This is a genomic window from Brevundimonas sp., from assembly GCF_030682035.1.
Classification (GTDB): domain Bacteria; phylum Pseudomonadota; class Alphaproteobacteria; order Caulobacterales; family Caulobacteraceae; genus Brevundimonas.
In genome coordinates this window covers 143439-159087 of the sequence record NZ_JAUXQZ010000031.1, presented here as the reverse complement: position 1 = coordinate 159087, position 15649 = coordinate 143439, and the positions used below count along the sequence as shown (strand labels likewise).

Genomic DNA, 15649 nt, shown 5'->3' with positions numbered 1-15649 from the left:
CGGGATCAGGCCGCGCTGTCGGGGGCGGCCTTCTTGGACTTGGTTTCGGAATAGATCAGCAGCGGTTGCGCCTTGCCCTCGATGACCTCGGCGTTGACCACCACTTCCTCGACGCCTTCGAAGGTCGGCAGCTCGAACATCGTCTCCAGCAGGATGCCTTCGAGGATCGAACGCAGGCCACGAGCGCCGGTCTTGCGGGTGATGGCCTTCTTGGCGACCGCCACCAAGGCGTCGTCGGTGAACGTCAGATCGACGTCCTCCATCTCGAACAGGCGCTTGTACTGTTTGACCAGGGCGTTCTTGGGCTCGGTCAGGATGGTGACCAGGGCCGGCTCGTCCAGGTCTTCCAGCGTCGCCAGCACAGGCAGACGGCCGATGAATTCCGGGATCAGGCCGAAACGCATCAGATCATCCGGTTCGACGCCTTTGAGAATGTCGCCGGTGCGCCGCTCGTCGATTTCCTTGACCTTGGCGCCGAAGCCGATCGAGGCTCCGTCGCCGCGCGCCGCGATAACCTTCTCCAGACCGGAGAAGGCGCCGCCGACGATGAACAGGATATTGGCGGTGTCGACCTGCAGGAACTCCTGCTGCGGGTGTTTGCGGCCGCCCTGCGGGGGCACGGAGGCGACGGTGCCTTCCATGATCTTCAACAGGGCCTGCTGCACGCCCTCGCCCGAGACGTCCCGGGTGATCGAGGGATTGTCCGACTTGCGCGAAATCTTGTCGATCTCGTCGATGTAGACGATGCCGCGCTGGGCCCGCTCGACGTTGTAGTCGGACGCCTGCAGCAGCTTGAGGATGATGTTCTCGACGTCCTCGCCCACATAACCGGCTTCGGTCAGGGTGGTGGCGTCGGCCATGGTGAAGGGCACGTCGATGATGCGGGCCAGCGTCTGGGCCAGCAGCGTCTTGCCCGAGCCGGTCGGCCCGATCAGCATGATGTTGGACTTGGCCAACTCGACGTCGTTGTTCTTCGTCGCGTGGTTCAGGCGCTTGTAGTGGTTATGAACCGCGACCGAGAGCACCTTCTTGGCGTGCGACTGACCGATGACGTAGTCGTCGAGAACCTCGCGAATCTCCTTGGGCGACGGCACGCCATCCTTGGCCTTGGAGAACGAGATTTTGTGCTCTTCACGGATGATATCCATGCAGAGTTCGACGCATTCATCGCAGATGAACACCGTGGGTCCGGCGATGAGCTTGCGCACCTCGTGCTGGCTCTTCCCGCAGAACGAGCAGTAGAGGGTGCTTTTGGCGTCTGTGCCGGCGGCTTTGGTCATCGAGTCTTCTCACTCCCGCGGTTCACCCTGATATGGGGCTAACGCGCATCCTTCGCGTTTGATTCCCGGACAATGGGCGCAAAGGTCTTCAAAAATTGACAATCACCCATACCGAGGCCCGCCACAACCCCGCCCAAGCGTGGGCGGATACCGAAGCGGACGGTCGAATGTCGACGGAGATCGCGGCGAATGTCTGACATGGGAAGCCCTGCCCTGATTCACCAGCCGCACCGCAAGGATCGGGCCATCGTGGCGTTTGATTTCGACGGCACCCTGACGGTCAGCGACAGTTTCACGCAGTTTCTGCGCTGGCGGGCCGGTGCGGGCGGCTGGTTCATGGGGCTGGCCAGGATGGCGCCCGATCTGGCGGCCTATGCCGGTCACCGCGACCGCGGCCGCCTCAAGGCCGCCTCGGTGCGGGAGTTCCTGAAGAGCGTACCTCGGACCCAGCTGGAAGCCGACGCGGAAGCTTTCGCGGGCCAGGTCTGGCCCGGCTTCATCCGCCATGACGCCCTCGCCTGCTGGAAGGACTGGGGCGCGAAGGGGGCGTATCGCGTCATCGTCACGGCCAGTCCGGAGACCACCGTGGCTCCGTTCGCGCGGCGTCTGGAAGCGGACGCCCTGCTGGGCACGCCGTTGGCGTTCGACGCTGATGACCGGGTTACGGGCGCCTTCGCCGGCCCCAACTGTCGGGGCGAGGAAAAGGTGCGGCGGCTGCGGGCCGCTTTCGGGGAGGATATGCAGCTGGCGGCAGCCTACGGCGATACGACCGGGGACACCGAGATGCTGGCCATCGCCGACGAGGCCGGGTTTCGGCGGTTCAAGGGCTGACCGGCTAGCGGCCGTCCGCGTCCACATCGAACACCATGGCCTTGCCCCGCGATGTGGGGTTCCATCCCGCCTCGATCGCGGCGGCCACGGCGTTTCGCACGCTGTCCAGATCGACCCGCTGCTTCTCCATGTCCGGCCGTCCGTTCGGCCGCATCGGCATCGGGAACAGGACGACGGCCTCTCGGGGGAAGCCCTTCAGACGCAGGCTCAGCCCCATGCCGTCCCATTTGCCGCCCGGTAGCGGCCGGGGCTGGCGGCGGATTTCCCACTCGTAGGTGTCGCCGTCGACCTCGACGGTCCCGCTGGTTTCGCGCGTCTGTTCCATGGCGGCCTGATAGCATGAAAGACAAAGGGCGCGCCGGTCACGACGCGCCCTTCACCAACTTGCTGGTGGTGGACGGATCAGACCGTCTTGACCCCGTCGCCCTCGGCCTGCTCGCGGCGGTCGTAGACGTGGTCGACGATGCCCCAGGCCTTGGCTTCCTCGGAGCTCATGAAGTGGTCGCGGTCGAGGGTTTTCTCGACCTCTTCATAGGGCTGGCCGGTGTGATGGACGTAGATCTCGTTCAGTCGGCGCTTGGTGTAGCGGATGTCGGCGGCGTGCAGTTCAATGTCCGAGGCCTGGCCACGGAAGCCGCCCGAGGGCTGGTGCACCATGATGCGGGCGTTCGGCAGGGCCACGCGCTGACCGGCGGCGCCGGCGGCGAGGATCAGCGAACCGGCCGAGGCCGCCATGCCCATGCACACCGTCGAAACCGGCGAGCGGATGTATTGCATGGTGTCGTAGATCGCGAGCGCCGACGACACCTGACCGCCGGGGCTGTTGATATACATGCTGATTTCCTTCTTCGGGTTCTCCGATTCCAGGAACAGCAGCTGGGCGCAGATCAGCGAGGCCATGACGTCATCGAAGGGACCGGTCAGGAAGATGATCCGTTCCCGCAGCAGGCGCGAAAAGATGTCGAAGGACCGTTCGCCCCGACTGGACTGCTCGACCACCATGGGGACGAGGTTCATGTTCATCAGTTCGATGGGATCGCGCATGTGGGCCTTCTCGGGATGCTTGGGGCGCGACTCACCGGCCGCTCGCCTGTTGGACAGGATATCGCGTTGCGGAACCGTTGACGCAAGACGGGTCCTGAAAAGCAAATCCCCGCCCCGGAGACCAGGGCGGGGATGAAGGTCCCGATCGGGCTGAACGATCAGAGCTCGTCGTCTTCCTTGAGCAGGTCTTCCTTGGTGATCGGCGTGTCGGTCACCTTGGCGGTATCGAAGATCAGATCGCAGACCTTTTCCTCATAGATGGGGGCGCGCATCTGGGCGGCGGCGTTAGGGTTCTGGCGATAGAAGTCCAGCACCTGACGCTCCTGACCCGGATAGTTGCGGGCCTCGTTCATGATGGCGTTGTTCAGTTCCTGGTCGGTGACCTGGACGTTGTTGGCGCGGCCGATCTCGGCGAGCACCAGACCCAGACGCACGCGGCGCTCGGCGATCTTGTGGTACTCGTCCTTGAGCTTCTTGTCGGTCTTCTTGGCGTCTTCAGGCGGCAGACGGCCGGCGTCCTTGTCGGCCTGCACCTGTTGCCAGATGCCGTCGAACTCGGCCTCGACCATCTTGGGCGGCAGGGGGAAGTCGTGGGCCTTGTCCAGGGCGTCCAGCAGGGCGCGCTTCAGCTTGAAGCGGGCGGCGCCCGTGTACTGCTGGTTCAGATTGGTGCGCAGCAGCTCCTTCAGCTTGTCCAGCGACTCGATGCCGATCCGCTTGGCGAACTCCTCGTCAACCACGGCCGGGGCCTCGGCCTTGATGGCCTTGACCTTGACGTCGAAGGTCACGGCCTTGCCTGCGAGATGGGCGGCTTGGTAGTCCGCCGGGAAGGTCACGTTCAGGACCGTCTCGTCGCCGACCTTGGCGCCCTTGAGCTGCTCTTCGAAGCCGGGGATGAAGCGGTTGGAGCCGATCACCAGCTGCGTGTCTTCGGCGGCGCCGCCCTCGAAGGGTTCGCCGTCCAGCTTGCCGAGGAAGTCGATGGTGACCTCGTCGCCGTCGGCGGCCTTCACGGCCTTGCCCTTCTTGTCCGCATAGGACTTGGCCTGACCGGCCAATTCAGTGAGCGCCTCGTCCAGATCGGCGTCGGACGCCTCATAGGTCGGGCGCGCCAGCTTCAGCTTCTTGATATCGGTCGGGGTGAAGTCTGGCATGACCTCCAGGGCCATCTCGTAGGCCAGGTCTTCCGTGCCGGCGATGACCTTTTCCATGTCCGAGGTCAGCTTCATCTCGGCGGGCGCGGCCGGACGCACCTTGGCGTCGTCCAGGGCCTTCTGGCTCGAGCTGTTCAGCGCGTCGTTGACAATTTCGCCCATCAAGTCGCGGCCGAAGGTCTTTTTGACATGCGACATCGGCACCTTGCCGGGACGGAAGCCCTTCAGCTTCATCTGCGGCGCGACTTCCTTCAGCCTGGCGTCCAGCTTCTGGTTCAGCTCGGCGGCGGGAATGGTCACCGCGATCACGCGGCTCAGACCTTCGTTGGACTTTTCGACAACTTGCATGGCCGGGATTCTGACGCTCTGTGGCGGCGCCTTTGAGGCAGGCGCTGCGCTGTGTGGGTAAAGCAACAAGGGCCGCCCTTTGGAGGCGGCGCCTTTGAAGCCCGCCCTTATGTCGATGACGGTCCCAAAGGTCAACGTGAGACGCAGGACAAGGGACGGTTTCGGCGCAGGCCGCGGCAGGCTATCTGGATGGAATGACCTCCTCCCCCGCCCCGATCGGCGTCGCCGTCTTCCCGGTCACGCCTCTGCAGCAGAACTGCACCCTCGTCTGGTGCCGCAAGACCATGAAGGCCGCGATCATCGATCCGGGCGGGTCGGTGGACGGTCTGCTGGGCGCGGTGGCCAAACAGGGGCTGACGCTGGAGGCGATCTGGATCACCCATGGCCACCTCGACCACGCCGGCGGGGCGGCCGAGATGCAGGAGAAGACCGGCCTCGACATCATCGGGCCGCATCCGGACGACCAGTTCTGGATCGACGGCATCCCGGCCCAGGGCCAGCTGTATGGACTGCCCGAAGCGCGCAGCTTCACCCCGACCCGATGGCTGGCTGAGGGCGATGTGCTGACGCTCGGCGAGACGACGTGGGAAGTCTGGCACTGCCCCGGCCATACGCCCGGCCATGTGATCTTCTTCAACCGTGAGGCCCGGTTCGCCCAGGTCGGGGACGTCCTGTTTCAGGGCTCGATCGGCCGCACCGACTTCCCGCGCAGCGACCACGCCAGCCTGCTGCACGCCATCACCACCAAGCTGTGGCCGCTGGGCGACGACGTCACCTTCGTGCCGGGGCACGGGCCGACCTCGACCTTCGGGGCCGAGCGCCGCAGCAATCCATTTGTGTCCGACGCCGCCATGCGCGGGACGCCGATCGCCCGTCCCGCGACAGGGCCGTCCTGAGCCTCAACCTAGCGCGCAGCCAGCATGCCGATCACCACCCCGAGGGCGAGGGCATAGAGCGTCGCCTTGACCGGTTCGGCCTCGACTGACCCCCGAAGCCGGCTGACCCGATCCTGCCCCCAGTCGCGAACGAGGCCCGCGTCTTCCCGCACCGCGCGCCGCAGCGGACGGGCGCGACCTTCGCCTTCCAGCAGGAGGGCGTCAGCCTCTCGATCCAGGCGGGCCGAGGTCGAGTCTACATCCTCCTCGATGTCGTAGGCGAAGGTTTGTCCTGTGTAGGGCCCGGTCATTTCGTTGTCTTTCCGCTGGGAGATTTCGCCTGCTTCAATCCGCTCTGATCAGCCCGGTTCCGCCAAACACGGGATGGCGTCCAATCGTGATTGAACGGCGCCGGTCACCGCCGCGTTCTCCTTTCAAGAAGGAGCAAGACCATGACCTTTATCGAACCCGACAGCCCCGGCGGTCAGCCCGAGATCATGCCGCCTGAGACGCCGGGCCCGGACATCGATCCGTCCGGCGCGCCCGATGAAGTTCCGCAACAGGACCCGGGCGGCGGGGGTGATAACGACGCCCGGCCCTATGGCGGCAAGTGAGCGCCGATCGTCCAAACCCTGTGATTCGCTCGCAATTCCGTGACCGCCCATCCGGAACCGGAAGCGGTGCAGAGGGTTCATTCCCCGAACCGCCATCGACGTCACGAAAGGAACCTCCAATGGCTCAAGGTCAGCCCACCCGAGCCTCCGGTGTCTCCAAGCGGGGCTTCGCCTCGATGGATCCCGAACGTCAGCGCGAGATCGCCCGCAAGGGCGGCGCCAGCGTCCCCAGCGAAAAGCGCAGCTTCTCCCAGGATCGTAGCCTGGCCGCTCAAGCCGGCCGCAAGGGCGGCGAGGCCTCGCACGGCGCCCGCCCCCGCACGACGCCGCCCGTCGCCGACTAGGCGCGAGGCCCACCCATCCGAAGAAGGCGGCGACCACTCTGGTCGCCGCCTTTTTTCGTTCAATCTTCCAGCAGCGCCAAGGCCACCTTGGGGTCCGAACTGGTTTCGAACCCGGCCACGGTCCATCCGGCCGCCTCGGCCAGTTCGCGCACCGAGTCTTTGGTGTATTTCCGCGAACTCTCCGTATGGATGGTCTCGCCGCGCCTGAAGGCGATGCGGCGGCCGTCCAGCAGGACAGTCATGTCGCGGGTCGCCTCGAGATGCATTTCCATCCGCGACCCCGTGGCGTTCCAGGCGGCGCGATGGGCGAAGGAATCCACGTCGAACCCCGCTTCCAGTTCGCGATTGGCGCGAACCAGCAGATTGCGGTTGAAGGCGGCGGTGACGCCCGCGGAATCGGCATAGGCGGCGATCATCGTCTCCGGCGCCTTGACCAGATCGACCCCCAGGATGAACAGGGCGTCGGAACCCAGCAGGCCACGCGCCGCCGTCAGGAAGGCGATCGCCTCGTCCCGCTCCAGATTGCCTATGGTCGAGCCTGGGAAAAAGCCGACCCGCCGCCCCTGCCCGATCCCGGCCGGCAGCGCCCCCAGATGCAGGAAGTCGCCGACGAGGGGGGCGACCGTCAGCGCTGGATAGGCTTCTGCGATCCGGCGGGCGGCGGCATTCAAGGCGTCAGCGCTGATGTCGATCGGAACATAGGCGCCGAGGTCGGAGGCGGCGTCCAGGACGATCCGGGTCTTTTCGCTGGCCCCCGATCCGAACTCGACCAGGGCGGCGTCGGGCCCGAAGCACGCCGCCCATTCCGGGGCCACGCGCCGCAGAAGGGCCGCCTCCTGCCGCGTCGGATAGTATTCCGTCAGGCGGGTGATGGCTTCAAACAGCCGCGAGCCCTCGGCGTCATAGAACCATTTGGGCGAGGCGACCTTGGGAAAGCGCGACAGGCCGGCGATCAGATCGCGGCGGAAACGGGCCGTCTCGCCGTGATCCGTCGCGCGGACCAGCGGCGCAGGGGCGGCCTCGGCCAGCCGCAATCCCGTGAAGGCCCACCGCTGATGCGGATAGAAGAAGTTGCGGTAGCTGACTCGCGCATGTCCCTCGGGCGTGGCGAAGCTGGAGCCCCGCAGCACCATCTGGTTGGCCATGAATTTCCCGTTGTACTCCGACGCCGTACCCTCGGTCGGCCGGAAGCCCGGATAGGGAGCGTAGGCGCTGGCGGTCCATTGCCAGAGCTCGCCAAACGCATTGGAGAAGGCCTCGGGACGGCAGCGGACGCCATGCTCCCACTCCGCCTCGGTCGGCAACCGCTTGCCAGCCCAGCGGGCATAGGCGTCAGCTTCGTAGAAGCTGAGGTGGCGGACCGGCGACGTCGGCTCAACCGGAATGCGGCCCGTCAGACCCATGGTCGTCCATGCGTCGCCGTCACGGCGCCAGTAGAGGGGGGCGTCCCAGCCCTCGGCCTGAACCGTCGACCAGCCATCGGAGAGCCAAAGCTCGGGCCGGGCGTAGCCGTCGTCCGCGATGAAGGCGATCCAGTCGGCGTTGGACACCAGATCGTTGGCGAGAGCGTAGGGCTCCAGCCAGACGCGAAGCACCGGCCCTTCGTTGTCGAAGGCGAAGCCCGCGCCGTCGTGGCCGATCTCAACCAGACCGCCGTCGAACCGGCTGGTCCCGCCCAGCCCACGCTGCGCCGGACGCGCGCGCGGTTCGGCTTGATAGGCCGCGGGATCCAGCGGCGAGCAGGCCATCAGATTCAGCAGGTCCATCAGGAACAACTCCTGATGCTGCTGGTCGTGATTCAGACCGAGGGTGAACAGATATTGCAGCCGGGGATCGGTCGGTCCCTCGCCCAGCCAGACGGTCATGCGCCGGTCGATCTCGCGGCGATAGGCCAGCACCTCGTCCAGCGACGGCCGGGTCATCAGGCCCCGCACAGGGCGGTCCACCCGTGGTCCCAGCGCCTCGTAATAGCTGTTGAACAGGGTCTGGAAGCGCGGGTCGACCGGCTGGTAACCGGGCTCCTCCGCCAGAATCATGGCCTCGAAAAACCAGCTGGAGTGGGCCAGGTGCCATTTACCCGGGCTGCAATCGGGCATGGACTGCGCCGCGAGATCCTCCGGGCTCAGCCCTTCCGCCAGAATCGGCAGGGCGGCGCGGACGATCCGGAAGGCCATGAGGTCGTCGGCCGTGCGATTGGCGATACGCGATGGTGCGTTCATGTCAGTCCCCTCCGGTCCCCTGACCGATCGCCGCAAAGCGGGAATGGTCACGATTTGTTCTATCTAGGTGGGGCATGGCGACCGTTCAATGAACGACGCGCTCAAAGCGTTGCGATGGCCTGCAAAACTTCATCCACGGCCTCTTCGCGGGTCGCCCACGAACAGACGAACCGCACTGAACCGTCGTCGAAGCGATAGCAGGCCCAGCCGGCGTCGTTCAGCCGCTGGTGCGCCTCGGGCGGCATGCGCACGAACACCGCATTGGCCTCGACCGGATGGGCCAGGACGAAGGCCGAACGGGTGGCGATTCCCGCCGCCAGCCGTTCGGCCATCAGATTGGCGTGGGCGGCGCCGGCCTCCCAGTCGCCGCTCTCCAGCAGGCCCAGGATGGGGGCGGCCAGGAAGCGGGTCTTGGACGCAGTCTGCCCGGCCTGCTTCAGCCGGTTGTCGATCCGGCGGGCCAGCGACTTGTCGAACATGACGATGGCCTCGGCGCAGTTGGCCCCGGCCTTGGCCCCGCCGAAAACCAGCACATCGACTCCCAGCCGGGCGATCTGCGTCAGGTCGAAACCGGCCGCCGCCGCATTGGCCAGCCGCGCGCCGTCCATGTGCACGCCATGGCCCTTGAGCTTCGCCGGCTCGATCAGATGGCGCAGTTCCTCCTCGGTATAGACCGTGCCGTACTCGGTGGACTGGGTCAGGCTGAGGGCCGCGGGCGGCTGGCGGTGGCCGACCTCCGGCTCGTCCACAACGGCCTGTAGCGCCTTCGGCTCGATCTTGCCCGAGAGGCCCGGCAGGCCGATCAGGCCGACGCCCGAGCCGAAGAACCCCGGCGCGCCGGTCTCGTCGGTGCAGACATGGGCGGCGTGATGCGCCAGCACGGCCTCATGCGGCCAGGCCAGCATCGACAGGGCGATGGCGTTGGCGGCGGTGCCGGAAAAGACGAACCGTATCTCGGCATCGGCGTCCAGCCGGGCGCGGATCAGGTCGGCGGCGCGGGCGGTGACGTCGTCCGCGCCATAGGCCCGGGCATAGCCGTCATTGGCCGCGATCAGGGCCTCCAGCGCGGCGGGAGCCATGCCGGCGGTGTTGTCGGAGCCGAAGTCGTAACGCATGGAATCAGGCCTTTGGGCCCAGCCGGCGGCGGCGCGGGGCCGGCGCGGGAGTCTGGGGCTCAGGTTCGGGTTTTGACATTGCAGCCGGATAAAGCCCCGGCGCGGGCGGTTCATAGGCCACCGCGACCTGATGCGGGAAGGGGATTTCAACGCCGGCAGCGTCCAGCGCTTCCTTCACCCCTTGGGTCAGATCGGCCTTGACCTGCCACCAATCGTCGACCTCGACCCAGGCCTGCAGCGTCACCTCGACGGCGCTGTCCAGCAGGTTGGTGACCCCGGCCCAGGGTTCCGGATCCGGCAGCACCCCTTCATGCGCCTCCGCCACGCCCGCGATCACCGCCGTCGCCTGTTTCAGGTTGGCGCTGTAGCCGACGTTGAACAGGATCTCGATGCGCCGCGTCTTCTGGCCCGTGAGGTTGACGATGACGTCGCCCAGCACCTTGGAGTTAGGCACGACGATCTTGTGATTGTTGGCGTTCGACATCTGGGTCACGAACAGGTCAAGGCGCTGCACCGTGCCTTGGGCCCCGCCGACCTCGATGATGTCGCCGACCTTGTAGGGGCGCAACACCAGCAACAGCACACCCGCCGCGACGTTAGACAGCGTGCCCTGCAAGGCCAGACCGACCGCCAGCGAGGCGGCCCCCAGGACCGCAATGATCGAGGTGGTCTGGACGCCCAGCCGCTGGAGCACGGCGATGAAGCCGACGATATAGACAACGACCCGAACCACCTGAACGACGAAGCTGACCACCGTCCGGTCATGTTGGAAGCCCCGGACCCGCGACAGCATCCGTCGCGTGATCCCCGAGAGCCACCGCGACGCCAGCACGGTGGCGACCATGATGATCAGGGCGATCGACAGATTGACGGCGAAGTCGCCGGCCATATCCGTCAACTTGGCGATCATGGCCGTATCGACGGCGGCGGCTTTTTCACCCGCGGAGACGGCTTCGTTCAGGGTAGGAATGCGGGACGCCATGCGCCGGGTCTAACGCCTCTGCTCCGATTTGGAACCCCGGCGGTCCGCAAACGCTGCTCGACTGCGGCAGCGCGGGCGCGCGGGCGCGCAGGATTGATCCGGGGGGTTCCGATGAAGGCATCGTCACTAAAGGCCGGCGTCGACGTGCCCTGGGTCACCAGTTGGACCGGCGAGCCGCCCCTCGGGGTAGGCCCCTGCCCTTCCGTCGGCGGCGCGCTGGCTATCCTTCAGGCGGACAATCCCGGTCAAGGCAAGCCGCTGTATTCCCAGAACCATGCCGTGCGGCAGCGGCTGTCGGTCAGGGACATGCTGTGTCCGATGTGCGGCCAGCCGACCGGGGCGGAGGACCGCTGGACCCAGGTGGCGCATCCAGTGACCGCCGGCCGCCTGCGGGCGGACGGGCGAGGCCACAGGCTGCCGACAGACCTGACCGACGACAGCATATTGGTCGATGCCGGCGCCATCGCCCCCCTGCACCGCGCCTGTGTCGACCGGTCGCTGCGCTATTGCCCGCATCTCAAGGCCGATCCGCACATCGACGTCCGGCGCTTCCCCGACCGCTGGGTCGTCCTGCCGCTGGTGGCCCGCGCCGAGGCGGCTGCACAGCTGTTCCTGGCCCGGCCCACGCCGGCCCGGACGGCGGCGGTGATCGGCTTTCTGCAACTGTGCGGACTGACCGGTGAACGTGACCCGGGATGGCGACAGGCGAGCCGCTGACGGGGCCTCGGTTGAAAAGGCCGGCGATGGTGGCGAGGGCCACGTCGCTTCCGCTGCCGACGTACGGCCCGGATCAAGCGGCCGCGGCTGTCTCGCCGCTGTCGACCAGCGCCCGGATGGCCGTTCGCCCGCCGCCGACGCGGTTCATGACCTTGGCCAAGGCGGCGAAATCGATGGGCTTGTTCAGATAGGCGTCAGCCCCGGCGTCCAGCCCCGCTGCATGGTCCTCACGGCGAGCCGAAGCCGACAGGACGACGATCGGCGTGTCCTGATTCGGCCCCGAACCGGCTCGAATCGCCCGCGTGGCGGTCAGGCCGTCCATCACCGGCATGTTCACGTCCATGATGATCAGGTCGAATTGCTGCTCGCCGGCTGCCTCGATGGCGATCTGACCGTTCTCGGCCGTGGCCGAGGCATGGCCGGCGGAGCCCATCCAGGCCTCCAGGATCATCCGGTTGACCGGATGGTCCTCGACCACGAGGACGCTCAGCGCCCGGCCGTCCTCGATCTGGGCGTGGATCGGCTCGGCGGCGGCCTGGCGGGTCCATTCGACCACGTCTGTCTCGACCGAGAAGGTGAAGGTTGAGCCCTCGCCCAGGGTCGACACCACGCTGATGTCGCCCTCCATGATATTGGCCATGCGCCGCGAGATCGTCAGACCCAGGCCCGTGCCGCCGAAGCGGCGCGTCGAGGAGGCGTCGACCTGGGTGAAGGGCTGGAACAGCCGTTCCAGATCGTCCGGCGAGATGCCGGCCCCGGAATCGGTGACCGCAAAGTCGAAGCGCACGCGGCCGTTTTCCTGCCGCTCGCCGCGGACCAGATAGGAAACCTCGCCCTGGTCGGTGAATTTCACCGCGTTGGAGAGCAGGTTGTGAATGACCTGGCAGACGCGCAGCGGGTCGGCGCGCACCACGGCCGGAATGTCACCCTCGAAGCGGGCGGTGAAGGTCAGGCCCTTGGCCTCGGCCTGGGCCTGGAACGGGCCGGTCACCCGCTTGTGCAGGTCCTCGATCGACACATCGACCGTCTCGAAGGTCATCTTGCCGGCCTCGATCTTGGTCATGTCGAGGATGTCGTTGAGCAGGCTCAGCAGATTGTCGCCCGAGTTGCGAATAATCGACAGATACTCGCGCTGGGTCGGCTCCAGTCGGGTCGCCCCAAGCAGTTGGGCGGCGCCGAGGACGCCGTTCATCGGCGTGCGCAGCTCGTGCGAAATGACGCCGAGGAAGTTGGACTTGGCGTCGCTGGCGGCGTTGGCCTTGTCGCGCGCGGCCTCAAGCTCCCCAATCAGATGGGCCTGATGCTCCTGGAAGGCCCGGATCCGCTCCTCGCGCAGCATGGTCATCATGACCAGCACCACCAGGCCCGAGGCGGCCAGGGGGAAGACGGCGAGGAAGGGCCAGAACAACGGTCCGCCCCACATGCCGATCAGGATGACCGAAGCCGCCACCCCATAGGGCGATGAGATGACCAGGGCCTGCCGCCACGAACTGCGCAGCTGCGAGAACACCAGCACATAGCCGCAGACGAGCAGGGTCGCGGCGAGGGCGGGGCCGAAGAGGTGACCGGAATACCAGGCGATCAGGGGGGCCGTGGCCCAGGCGGCGGTGGTCGCGGTGGCGACGGCGGGGAATATGAGACCCCAGCCCGTGCCGACCCGGTTGCTGATCCGCTTCTCGACCGCGCCCCGGATGGCGCCGGCGGCGACGGTGCCGACGAACCACAGGGCCGCGGGGGTGAATCCGACCGTCGCCAGCAGGCCCAGGGCCCAGGTGCCGATGATCAGGTAGCGAAGATATTGGGTCTGGAGAATCGCGCGCAGAGCCTGCGCGGCCTCGCCGGCGCCGGGTTCGCCGTGGATCGACTTGCCGATGCCGTCAGATTCAACCATTGCGCCCAGCCCCTCAAAAAAGCCCAACCGAGACGCTAGGGCGAACCTTCTAAGACGAGATGAACGTGACGGTCCTGTCATGAACCGCGTTCGGCGAACCTCAGACGACCAGTGTTTCAGCCTCCGCCGGGGTCAAGGCCCGGATCGAAAGGGCATGGACCGGACCGGCCAGTTCGTCCCGCAAAAGGGCGTTGACCGCCCGCTGACGCTGCACCCTGCCCTGCCCCTCGAAAGCCGCCGAGACCACAGTGACGTTGAAATGGCTCTCGCCGCCGGGGCGCCCGTCCATGCCGCCTTCGTGGTGGTGACCGGCGTGTCGCCCACTGTCGTCCTCGATCTCCAACCGGTCCGGCAACAGGCCCGTTGTCAGTTTTTCCCGGATAATCGTCGCAATCGGGCCGTCCGGCATGGGTGTGTCCTTGTTGGTGACCAATTCGACCTTACACTTGCACCGATGTCATCCGAGTTTGAATACAAGCCCCGCTTCAAGGACATGCGGATCAAACCGCCGCGCCCCGAAGAGGCGGCGGCGGAGGCCGATGTCCTGCACCTCAAGCCCGGCGAAATCCGCTGCCAGTGGCCCGATTGCAGCAAGCCGGCGACGGCCCGCGCGCCCAAGTCGCGCGAGCGGCTCAATGATTTCTACGACTTCTGTCAGGGCCACGCCGGCGAGTACAACAAGGGCTGGAATTTCTACGCCGGCATGAGCGACGGCGAGGTCCGCGCGGCCAAGGAAAACGAGGCCATGACCGGCGGCCGCCCGACCTGGGAGATGAAGGCGGGCAAATTCAGCCGCGAGGCCGCCGCCTTCGCCTCGAAGATGGGCACGGCCAACACCAAGGGGGCCGGCAGCTGGCAGGACAGTTTCGGCCTGTTCGGTCGCCGTATGAAGGAGCAGGCCGGGCCCGCGGGCGAGGATGCGCACCGTCTCGGCAAGCTGGAACGCGCCGCCCTGTCGGTCCTCGACCTCGACGCCCGCACCAACAAGGCCGGCGTCAAGGCGCGCTATCACGAGATGCTGAAACGCTTCCACCCGGACCTGAACCAGGGTGATCGCGGCGCCGAGGCCAAGCTGCAAAGCGTCATCAAGGCCTACAAGACGCTGAAGAAGGCGGGGCTGGCCTGACAGGTTGCTTCCTGCGGGTTGAGCCCGACGCCCCACGCCTCTAAACGAGCGGCATGGCCCCTTCCCTGCTCGACGCCTCCCCCGATCCCCTGCTGACGCTGGAACCGCATCGCCGCGCCACCGTGCGCGAGATCTTCGGCGTCGATTCCGACATGACCGTGCCGGTCTTCACTGAGCGCGACAGCCATGTGCCCGAGATCGACGAGGCCTATCGCTTCGACCCCCAGACCACGATCGCCATCTGCGCCGGCTTCGCCTTCGACCGCCGCGTCATGGTCCAAGGCTATCACGGCACCGGCAAGTCGACCCATATCGAACAGGTCGCCGCCCGCCTGAACTGGCCGATGGTCCGCGTGAACCTGGACAGCCACGTCAGCCGCATCGACCTGGTCGGCAAGGACGCCATCGTCCTCAAGGACGGCAAACAGATCACCGAGTTCCGCGAGGGCATGCTGCCCTGGGCCATCCAGCGCCCGATCGCCCTGTGTTTTGACGAATACGACGCCGGCCGCCCCGATGTGATGTTCGTCATCCAGCGCGTGCTGGAGGCGCAGGGCCGTCTGACCCTGCTGGACCAAAACCGCGTCATCCGCCCGAACAAATTCTTCCGCCTGTTCTCGACCACCAACACCATCGGCCTCGGCGACACCTCGGGCCTGTACCACGGCACCCAGCAGATCAATCAGGGTCAGATGGACCGCTGGAACATCGTCACCACGCTCAACTACCTCGACCACGACGTCGAGGCCGAGATTGTCGCCGCCAAGGTCCCCGAATGGTCCGACGCCGACGGCCGCCGCCGCATCGCCGCCATGGTCCGCGTCGCCGACATGACGAGGAACGCCTTCATGAACGGCGACATCTCCACCGTCATGAGCCCGCGCACCGTCATCACCTGGGCCCAGAACGCGACCATCTTCGCCGGGGATGTGGGGTTGGCCTTCCGCCTGACCTTCCTGAACAAATGCGACGAGCTGGAGCGGCCGACGATCGCGGAGTTCTACCAGCGGGCGTTCGGGGAGGATCTGCCCGAGGCGGCGACGCGGGTGAAGGTGGGGTGATGACCACTGCTGACTATGCGACTCCCGCCGTCAGCGAGACCCCTCATC

17 protein-coding genes are annotated in these 15649 nt (G+C 66.5%); 7 read left to right on the top strand and 10 right to left on the bottom strand.

What is annotated here, in order from left to right; genetic code table 11:
- Nucleotides 1–5 precede the first annotated feature (5 nt).
- On the bottom strand, nt 6–1280 hold the full coding sequence (clpX, locus tag Q8K49_RS09385; RefSeq protein ID WP_305305510.1) for an ATP-dependent Clp protease ATP-binding subunit ClpX: 1275 nt from the start codon (nt 1278–1280) through the stop codon (nt 6–8).
- Nucleotides 1281–1469: 189 nt separating this feature from the next.
- On the opposite strand from clpX, the gene Q8K49_RS09380 reads away from it, so the two are divergent.
- A complete protein-coding gene (locus Q8K49_RS09380) occupies nt 1470–2111 on the top strand; it encodes an HAD-IB family hydrolase (protein WP_305305508.1) in 642 nt (213 codons plus the stop codon).
- Between the two features lie 4 nt (nt 2112–2115).
- Here the strand turns inward: Q8K49_RS09380 and Q8K49_RS09375 are convergent, their stop codons facing one another.
- From Q8K49_RS09375 to tig, 3 genes are all read right to left on the bottom strand, one after another.
- Nucleotides 2116–2436, bottom strand: coding sequence for a hypothetical protein (locus Q8K49_RS09375; protein WP_305305507.1), 321 nt, complete (start codon nt 2434–2436; stop codon nt 2116–2118).
- A gap of 77 nt (nt 2437–2513) precedes the next feature.
- Nucleotides 2514–3155, bottom strand: coding sequence for an ATP-dependent Clp protease proteolytic subunit (locus Q8K49_RS09370; RefSeq protein WP_305305505.1), 642 nt, complete (start codon nt 3153–3155; stop codon nt 2514–2516).
- A 158-nt stretch (nt 3156–3313) separates the two neighbouring features.
- Nucleotides 3314–4657, bottom strand: coding sequence for a trigger factor (gene tig / locus Q8K49_RS09365; RefSeq protein WP_305305502.1), 1344 nt, complete (start codon nt 4655–4657; stop codon nt 3314–3316).
- 194 nt (nt 4658–4851) lie between these two features.
- On the opposite strand from tig, the gene Q8K49_RS09360 reads away from it, so the two are divergent.
- On the top strand, nt 4852–5553 hold the full coding sequence (locus Q8K49_RS09360; protein WP_305305500.1) for an MBL fold metallo-hydrolase: 702 nt from the start codon (nt 4852–4854) through the stop codon (nt 5551–5553).
- Between the two features lie 8 nt (nt 5554–5561).
- Here Q8K49_RS09360 and Q8K49_RS09355 read toward each other — a convergent pair whose 3' ends face one another.
- Nucleotides 5562–5843 (bottom strand): hypothetical protein, encoded by a 282-nt coding sequence (locus tag Q8K49_RS09355; RefSeq protein WP_305305499.1) that lies wholly within the window; start codon nt 5841–5843, stop codon nt 5562–5564.
- Between the two features lie 141 nt (nt 5844–5984).
- On the opposite strand from Q8K49_RS09355, the gene Q8K49_RS09350 reads away from it, so the two are divergent.
- Together Q8K49_RS09350 and Q8K49_RS09345 are read left to right on the top strand one after the other, a co-directional pair.
- Nucleotides 5985–6146 carry a hypothetical protein gene (locus Q8K49_RS09350; RefSeq protein ID WP_305305498.1) on the top strand — a complete coding sequence of 54 codons (162 nt, stop codon included), beginning with the start codon at nt 5985–5987 and terminating at the stop codon, nt 6144–6146.
- 119 nt (nt 6147–6265) lie between these two features.
- Entirely contained in the window at nt 6266–6490 is a 225-nt protein-coding gene (locus tag Q8K49_RS09345) for a general stress protein (RefSeq protein ID WP_305305496.1), read from the top strand.
- A 59-nt stretch (nt 6491–6549) separates the two neighbouring features.
- On the opposite strand, the gene egtB is transcribed toward Q8K49_RS09345, so the two are convergent.
- The 3 genes from egtB to Q8K49_RS09330 all read right to left on the bottom strand — a co-directional run bounded on the left by egtB (nt 6550) and on the right by Q8K49_RS09330 (nt 10806).
- On the bottom strand, nt 6550–8709 hold the full coding sequence (gene egtB / locus Q8K49_RS09340; RefSeq protein ID WP_305305495.1) for an ergothioneine biosynthesis protein EgtB: 2160 nt from the start codon (nt 8707–8709) through the stop codon (nt 6550–6552).
- A gap of 101 nt (nt 8710–8810) precedes the next feature.
- The gene (locus tag Q8K49_RS09335; RefSeq protein WP_305305493.1) at nt 8811–9824 is read right to left on the bottom strand and encodes a low specificity L-threonine aldolase; all 1014 of its coding nucleotides are present in this window, start codon (nt 9822–9824) and stop codon (nt 8811–8813) included.
- Between the two features lie 4 nt (nt 9825–9828).
- Nucleotides 9829–10806 carry a mechanosensitive ion channel family protein gene (locus Q8K49_RS09330; RefSeq protein WP_305305491.1) on the bottom strand — a complete coding sequence of 326 codons (978 nt, stop codon included), beginning with the start codon at nt 10804–10806 and terminating at the stop codon, nt 9829–9831.
- A 111-nt stretch (nt 10807–10917) separates the two neighbouring features.
- Between Q8K49_RS09330 and Q8K49_RS09325 the strand changes: the two genes are divergently transcribed.
- Complete coding sequence (locus tag Q8K49_RS09325) at nt 10918–11523, top strand: hypothetical protein (RefSeq protein ID WP_305305490.1); 606 nt, start codon at nt 10918–10920, stop codon at nt 11521–11523.
- Nucleotides 11524–11596: 73 nt separating this feature from the next.
- Here Q8K49_RS09325 and Q8K49_RS09320 read toward each other — a convergent pair whose 3' ends face one another.
- Both Q8K49_RS09320 and Q8K49_RS09315 read right to left on the bottom strand, forming a co-directional pair.
- Nucleotides 11597–13414 (bottom strand): response regulator, encoded by a 1818-nt coding sequence (locus tag Q8K49_RS09320; protein WP_305305488.1) that lies wholly within the window; start codon nt 13412–13414, stop codon nt 11597–11599.
- Nucleotides 13415–13514: 100 nt separating this feature from the next.
- The gene (locus Q8K49_RS09315; RefSeq protein WP_305305486.1) at nt 13515–13823 is read right to left on the bottom strand and encodes a BolA family transcriptional regulator; all 309 of its coding nucleotides are present in this window, start codon (nt 13821–13823) and stop codon (nt 13515–13517) included.
- 45 nt (nt 13824–13868) lie between these two features.
- Between Q8K49_RS09315 and Q8K49_RS09310 the strand changes: the two genes are divergently transcribed.
- Entirely contained in the window at nt 13869–14540 is a 672-nt protein-coding gene (locus tag Q8K49_RS09310; RefSeq protein WP_305305484.1) for a J domain-containing protein, read from the top strand.
- Between the two features lie 53 nt (nt 14541–14593).
- Complete coding sequence (gene cobS / locus Q8K49_RS09305) at nt 14594–15601, top strand: cobaltochelatase subunit CobS (protein ID WP_305305482.1); 1008 nt, start codon at nt 14594–14596, stop codon at nt 15599–15601.
- Nucleotides 15602–15649: the final 48 nt, after the last annotated feature.